This is a genomic window from Frankia sp. CeRuru1, from assembly GCF_977966315.1.
The window spans coordinates 1-6,559 of record NZ_CDWWEW010000292.1; the positions used below are offsets into that span (position 1 = coordinate 1).

The 6,559-nt window shown below is 67.0% G+C and carries 6 protein-coding genes and 1 pseudogene; 2 read left to right on the top strand and 5 right to left on the bottom strand.

Translation table 11 applies throughout. From position 1 onward, the window contains the following. Positions 1-212: 212 nt before the first annotated feature. Positions 213-642 (bottom strand): annotated as a pseudogene (locus tag AC08OP_RS18215) (ISAzo13-like element transposase-related protein); the annotation flags it as partial. Between the two features lie 49 nt (positions 643-691). After that, the gene (locus AC08OP_RS18220) at positions 692-2,602 is read right to left on the bottom strand and encodes an acyl-CoA dehydrogenase family protein (protein ID WP_476615297.1); all 1,911 of its coding nucleotides are present in this window, start codon (positions 2,600-2,602) and stop codon (positions 692-694) included. Positions 2,603-3,468: 866 nt separating this feature from the next. On the opposite strand from AC08OP_RS18220, the gene AC08OP_RS18225 reads away from it, so the two are divergent. Further along, positions 3,469-3,882 carry a hypothetical protein gene (locus AC08OP_RS18225; RefSeq protein WP_476615298.1) on the top strand — a complete coding sequence of 138 codons (414 nt, stop codon included), beginning with the start codon at positions 3,469-3,471 and terminating at the stop codon, positions 3,880-3,882. A gap of 456 nt (positions 3,883-4,338) precedes the next feature. Further along, the gene (locus AC08OP_RS18230) at positions 4,339-4,596 is read left to right on the top strand and encodes a hypothetical protein (protein ID WP_476615299.1); all 258 of its coding nucleotides are present in this window, start codon (positions 4,339-4,341) and stop codon (positions 4,594-4,596) included. On the opposite strand, the gene AC08OP_RS18235 is transcribed toward AC08OP_RS18230, so the two are convergent. The 3 genes from AC08OP_RS18235 to AC08OP_RS18245 form a co-directional block, all read right to left on the bottom strand. Beyond that, positions 4,585-5,046 carry a PASTA domain-containing protein gene (locus tag AC08OP_RS18235; protein ID WP_476615300.1) on the bottom strand — a complete coding sequence of 154 codons (462 nt, stop codon included), beginning with the start codon at positions 5,044-5,046 and terminating at the stop codon, positions 4,585-4,587. The genes AC08OP_RS18230 and AC08OP_RS18235 overlap by 12 nt on opposite strands. 187 nt (positions 5,047-5,233) lie before the next feature. Then, the gene (locus tag AC08OP_RS18240; RefSeq protein WP_476615301.1) at positions 5,234-5,512 is read right to left on the bottom strand and encodes a GNAT family N-acetyltransferase; all 279 of its coding nucleotides are present in this window, start codon (positions 5,510-5,512) and stop codon (positions 5,234-5,236) included. Beyond that, the gene (locus AC08OP_RS18245) at positions 5,509-6,327 is read right to left on the bottom strand and encodes a hypothetical protein (RefSeq protein WP_476615302.1); all 819 of its coding nucleotides are present in this window, start codon (positions 6,325-6,327) and stop codon (positions 5,509-5,511) included. Before AC08OP_RS18245 ends, AC08OP_RS18240 begins: the two co-directional genes overlap by 4 nt. Positions 6,328-6,559: the final 232 nt, after the last annotated feature.

The following is a 6,559-nucleotide window of genomic DNA, read 5'->3' on the forward strand; positions in this document are numbered from 1 at the left end:
GCCACGCCGGTCTCACTGGGCCTGATCGTCACGTTCACGAACCTAGCCGCACGGAACAACGTTCCAATGAACGGTGGATGGACATTTCCTATCAAGGACATATCGAAACTTCGTTTCACGCCTGCTTCTCGCGCAGCGACGGGGGCCGGACCCGCGGGTCTGCGAGCGTGCCAGCTTGGTAGGGGACCCCAGGGATCTGCCGGAAAATAACCTCAGAATTTGATGTTGCCCTTGTCGATCAGGTTGGTGTGGATCACGGTGACCAGCAGCCGGTCAGACAGCGACAGGGGACCGCGGCGCAGGACGCGGTACCGGGCATGTTTGTGGTGCAGGCTGACCGGCGGGTGATCGAGCAGGTACTGCTCGACTCTGGCCAGCAGGGCGGTGAAGGCCGGGCCTTCCAGGCCGGTGAGTGTGGGGTGGTGCAGCCAGCTCGTGGGCGGTCAGCCCGGTGCGGGTGGTGGTCGCGCCGATCGTGTTGACGACAACGTCGTGGCTGGTCAGCGGGCGCCCACCCCAGTTGACACTGATCCGGGAGAACAGTCGGTGCTCGATACTGTTCCATTTCGATGTTCCTGGCGGAAAATGGCAGACTGTCACCTCCAGACCAGCCGTGTGAGCGAAGGCGGCCAGCTCACTTTTCGGGAGGCCTTGACACCAGCCGGCATGATCACACGAGGCACGCGCGTGGTCAGCCCGTGGCGAGCAGGTCGACGGCCGGTCGAGTCGGGACCGCTTGCTGCCGCTCCGCGGCGAGGAACGGCCCTTCGCCGCTCGGGTCCATCACGCCGGACTCGGCCCAGCTGAAGCGGCCCCCGAGCACCTCCTGCGCCGCCGTGTAGTTGCGGGCGTCGTCGTTGCGCCACAGCGCCGCGAAGGACGCCTCGACCCGGCGTCGCGCCTGCCGGCAGAACAGGTCGGCCAGGTCGATCGCAGTCGGCTCGCCCTCCTCATCGAGCATCCGGGCCCGCACGACCGCCGCGCTGATAGCGAACAGTTCGGCGCCGATGTCGACGAGACGCCCGAGGAACGCCTGCTTCTTCTCCAGTCCGCCCTGCCAGCGAGCCATCCCGTAGAAGGTCGACCGGGCGAGCTTGCGCGCCGAGCGCTCCACGAAACGCAGGTGCGTGCCGAGCCGACCGAATTCGAGGAACGATCGCGGCGACGTCCCGCTGCCGACGGCGAGGCCGGGCAGCCAGCGGCCGTAGAAGGCGGCCGCCCGTCCGGCGCCGCGGGCCTTCGCCGCGACCGACGCGTCCGGGGAAATGATGTCACCGGCCACCGCGAGGTGGGTGTCCACGGCCTCCCGCGCGATGAGCAACCGCATGATCTCGGTAGAGCCTTCGAAGATCCGGTTGATGCGCAGGTCGCGTAGCATCTGCTCGGCCGGTACCGGTCGTTCCCCCCGGTTGGCCAGGGACTGGGCGGTCTCGTACCCGCGGCCGCCGCGGATCTGGACCAGCTCGTCGGCGATCAGCCAGGCCATCTCGCTGGCATACAGCTTGGCCAGGGCAGCCTCGATCCGGATGTCCCCGCGTCCCTCATCGGCCATCAGGCCGGACAGTTCCAGCATCGCCTCCAGCCCGAACGTGGTGGCGGCCGTGAACGCGATCTTCTGGGCGATGGCGTCGTGCTGGCCGATGGGCCGACCCCACTGGACGCGGTCCCGCGACCATTCCCGGGCGATGCGCAGCGCGTACTTGGCGCCGCCCACACAGGTCGCCGGCAGGGCGAGGCGACCGGTGTTCAGCGTCGTCAGGGCAATCTTGAGCCCCTCGCCTTCCCGCCCGAGGCGGTCCGCGGCCGGGACCCGGACCCGCTCGAAGCTGGTCACCCCGTTCTCGATGCCGCGCAGACCCATGAACTCGTTGCGGTGCTCCACCTTCACGCCGGGTGCGTGGGCATCGACGATGAAACACGTGATGCCACCGCGATGACCGGCCGAGCGCGGGACGACCGCCATGACCACCAGCCGATCGGCGATCACACCGTTGGTGGTCCACAGCTTGCGGCCGCTCAGCTCGTAGGCGGCGCCACCCTCGACCGGCACCGCCTGGCTGCTCATCCGGGCCGGGTCGCTGCCCACGTCGGGCTCGGTCAGCAGGAACGCGCTGATCTCCTCGCGGGCCACCTTCGGTAGATACGTCCGCTTCTGCTCCTCGGTACCGAACCCCAGGACCGGCTCGGCCACGCCGATCGACTGGTGCGCCGAGAGCAGCGTGGGCAGGCTCGCATGCCACGAGCTGGACAGTTCAAGCGCCCGGTTGTAGTAAACGGTGGTCAACCCGAGTCCGCCGTACTCCTCGGGGATCTTCATGCCGAGGGCGCCTATCCGCCGCAGCCCGTCGATCACCTGCCCAGGTAGCCGCCCGTCCCGCTCGATCTGCAACGGGTCCACCGTCTCCCGCAGGAACGACTCGAGCTGGGCCAGGAACGCCTCCCCCCGCTGCCGGTCGCCCTCCTTCGGCCGCGGGTGCGGGGAGATCAGATCGAGCCGGAGATGACCGAGGAAAAGCTCCTTGCCAAACGAGGGAAGCCGCCACTCGGCCTCCCGGGCCGCCTCGGCGACCCTGCGCGCCTCCCGTTCTCCCACCTGCGCCATCTCTCGCCTCCCCGTCCGTGAGCGGTATCCCGTCCGTCAGCGGTATCCCGTCCGTCAGCGGTATGCAGTCCCTACCTACCCGTACTCCTTACCCGCACCGCGCCCATCCGCACGAGCTGGCACGCACACTCAGGCCGCGATCGTCCACGTGCCGTTAGCGTCCGCACCGGCCCCCGCACCGGCCCCCGCACCGATCTCCGCACCGATCTCCGCACCGATCAATGTCGACTTCCATCTGATCGCCCCCCTGCCGGCGAATTTGGGAGACCTGAGCACGGTCTGCGGTCCCTGGACCGTGACTGGCTCCCCCAAATTCGACCGCCGCGCGATCATGAGGACCCGAACTCGCGAACGTTGGTAGTCACCGCGTCCGCGACGCGACCTCTCACTGCGGGGGCGGAGGTCGCGGAACAGTAGCACCAGTGTGCCGGGCTGCCGCAGGACATCGACGAGGGTAGATCGGGACGCCATGTACACGCCGAGCACGTCAACGAGCCGTGTACTCGGATGTCTCGCCCCGACGACCGGACGGCTGTCCAGGGCGGCGGGCGCGGCGCTGCCCGGGCACTCGACGTCCAGCCCGCGCGGCGCGGCCGATGTCGGCCCGCGCACAAGGCTTGCAGATGTTGCGTTTGTTTCGGATGATGCAGTTGGGAACCGTGAATGTTGATGGAGGTGGCAGAGATGCCCGGCCAGGTTGACGGCGCGACCGGGCGACCGGGCGGCCGGACCCCGATCTGATCGGCACCCACCGGCGGATCAAGTTTCGCGACCTCCACGAGTACAGAAGCCGCGACGACCTGGCGCGGCGACGCGAGGCCGACAACCTGACCGAGCTGACCCAGGAACTAGAGCTGTACTGAACGATGACCTTCACGGTGGTGTACGACGCCAACGTGCTCTATCCGAACACGTTGCGCAACCTTCTGATCCGGATCGCGCAGTCAGGCCTGGTCCAGACGAAGTGGACCAACGAGATCCTCGACGAGATGGTCACCGCGATCGGCCGGAATCGGCCAGACATACCGTCCGACGTTGACGACCACATCGTTACCGCCATCCCTGGCGGTGGCTGGATGGGCGAGTTCCACCACGCCGACGGAATCACCTGGCACGAGCCGGTCATCGGCTGGGGAGTCCTCGACCTCGGCATCGGGGACTCGTTCTTCGTCAATGACGATCAGGGCTACTTCGAGCACTGCCCCACCGCCGACCTGGTCAGGGTCTGGCACCCGAACGCCACCGGCTCGACGGCGCCCCCACCAGGCACCAATGCCTGAGCTGGTTCAGCGCCCGCCCCAAGCCCACCGCGAACCCGGCAATCGGTACCGCCATGACCTGCGCTCCGGCAACGCTTCCGCCACGGCTTCGGGCGGAAGCCGCCGGTCATACGCCACGTACTCGTGATCACCCGGATGCAAGATCACAGGGATGAAACAGGCGACGAACTCCTCCGTGTGAACCGACGTGTAAGCCCTGATAGCGCCGTCAGAAAGACGCCGGAGGATCACCTCCCCCGGCTGCACCGGGGCGTACCTCCGGTTCTCCGGCCGTGGCGGAATGGGATCGCTCGGACGCCGCGGCAGGCCGTTGGGACCGTAGACCTCGACGTCATCCGGGTTCCACACGAATCGATCGTCACGATCGTCATACGGACGCTCCGCAAGATCCCCCATCCATGCACCATCCCACAACTGTCAAGGGCCATTGAGTTCCGTGGCCGCCGACACATCCGCATGGTCGGCAAGGGCGCGAAGGCCGCGGTCATCGTGCTCGCTCCGGCGACCGGGCATGCCCTCGACACCTACCTTGCCGGCCGCACCACCGGGCCGCTGTTCGCCACGGCGACCGGCCGCCGGCTGGACCGACCCGCGGACGACGAAGGGGGTACGACCGGGCTCGCGGCAACCTCGACTGCCATGGGACGTATGCGCTGTCAGCGTTCCTCGGTGAGTAGGGGCGTACCACCGGTGCGGCCGGCCTTAAGTCAGTGAGCCGTCGATTTTGACCACGTACAGTTTGATGTCGGTCAAGTACGGCACCACGGTGCCCGCTGCCGGCTCCTGCCGTACCACCTTCCAATGCGAGTCGATGACCTGAAGGCGTCCCCGTCCAGTCGCGTCGATTGAAGTCGACCGCAAGGGCGGGAAAAGAAGCTCCTGCGCGCTTTGCAGGTTCATGCCGACAACACTAGGGACCGCCTTCACCGCGGGGACCGTCGGCTGGGTTGCGGCAGGCGCGGCAGTGGTAGGGATACCCCCTTCCGTGCCGGGGACCGTAATGGCCGTTGTCGTCGCCGCCGGGACGGCGGTGGTCGCGGCCGTCGGGGTGGCGGTCGTGGAGCTGGGGCTCGCGATCGCGGCGACGATAAGAAGCGCGACCACGGCGACACCGCCGATAATGCCGATCTTCTTCCAGTCGCGACCCTGCCGCGGTGGCGGCATCGGGGGTCCGTAGCCGCGGGTCGGCCCATCTCCGCCCGGGTGAGGCTGCTGGTAGCCCTGGCTTCTGCCGTCGTGGTAGCTGTGGTGCCTTTGATCGTCGTAGTACGACATGACCGACCCCCGTTGAGACAGCATCGGGGAATGGGCGTCACCCCCCGACAACGCGGCGCACAGGGTATCGAAGGCATCACTGGACCGAATCGCGGGGTACGCGCTGGGCGGGTATCCCGCTGAACTCGTTGGTATAGCGGTCGGTCATGGCCCACATGCCATGTCCGCGTCGCGCCCATAGCGCCCGGGCCCGTTCGATCAGTCGGACTGTCCCCTCCCGCCCGCACGGACCATCGAGATAGCGCATGGTCTCGGGGTCGGCGTTCATCGCCGCGTACGGGTCGATGTCGGCGTCGAACCAGTCGCGAAGGATGAGCCGTTCCGTGACAACGATGGGGATCTCGGGTGCGGTCACTGGGTGAGGGCGAGCCGTGGGCGGGTGCCGAGCCGCTCGCGTAGATCTTTGGCTGGGGGTAGTTCAGCGAACGGATCAAGATGCTTGCTGATATCTCCGGCCTTGGCTGTGACACTGTAGGTCGGGGTGGCGTTCAACATCGAGACCACTTCCGATGCGTGCCGAGCAGCCTCCTCCGGCTCGGGTTTGGATCGAAGTAGCAGCGCCAGGGAGAGGTTGAGCATGGCGTTCCCGAGGTCTTCGAATCCACCACCGGTTCGTTGGTAGGCGTCGACCGCTGCGCGCGCCATCGCCTTGGCCGCCTCGCCATGCCGGAGAAGGGCGAGAGCCCGCGCTGTCGACTGGTCGGCGTGGGCGGGTCCGAACGGTGATGCTCCGGGTAGCGGGGGACTGGCCACGACGTGGTCATGCATGAGCGCGAGCGCTTTTCGTGCGCCGGCTTCGTCTCCGAGCGCGACCAGTCCTCGAACTTCGTAGGCGGCGAGTCGCGCGGCCAGGTAAGGATGATCGGCTATTGTCAAGGCCTCCCGGGTCGACCCTGCGGGTCCCGGCAGGGCGTATTCAAGATCTTCTGCTGTCTTTTCGAGCTTCGCTTCCTTCCACAGGCGGATCAGTTCGCCGTCGGACTTCAGCTCCCGGTTGAGGTCTGCGACGACTCTGGGTGACGGTAGCTGGTGGCCGTTCGCCGCGTTGCCGATTACTTGGCGCGGGATCCCCGTCTTCCGGTGCAACTTACTGTGATCGTTCTGTCGATCTGCGATCAAGCCTCGAAGATACGTCACGAACTGTGACCGTGCTTGTCTCTGAGAATCCATCGCCTTGTCCTCCTGTCAAGCGATGCCCTGTCATGGCCGTCATCTGCATGCATGAAGAAACGGCTGCATTCTGCAGCAGATCTGGTGCGCAGTGTGTCATGTCCTTACCGGCGGATGTGCCGGCCGGCATCCGGAGGCCAGGGAGGATTCGTGACGCTGACGGGTTCTCCCTGCGGATCGCCGGGCGGGTGGAAGGCGGCCACCTATACCGGGAGGAGGAGCGGGCCCCACC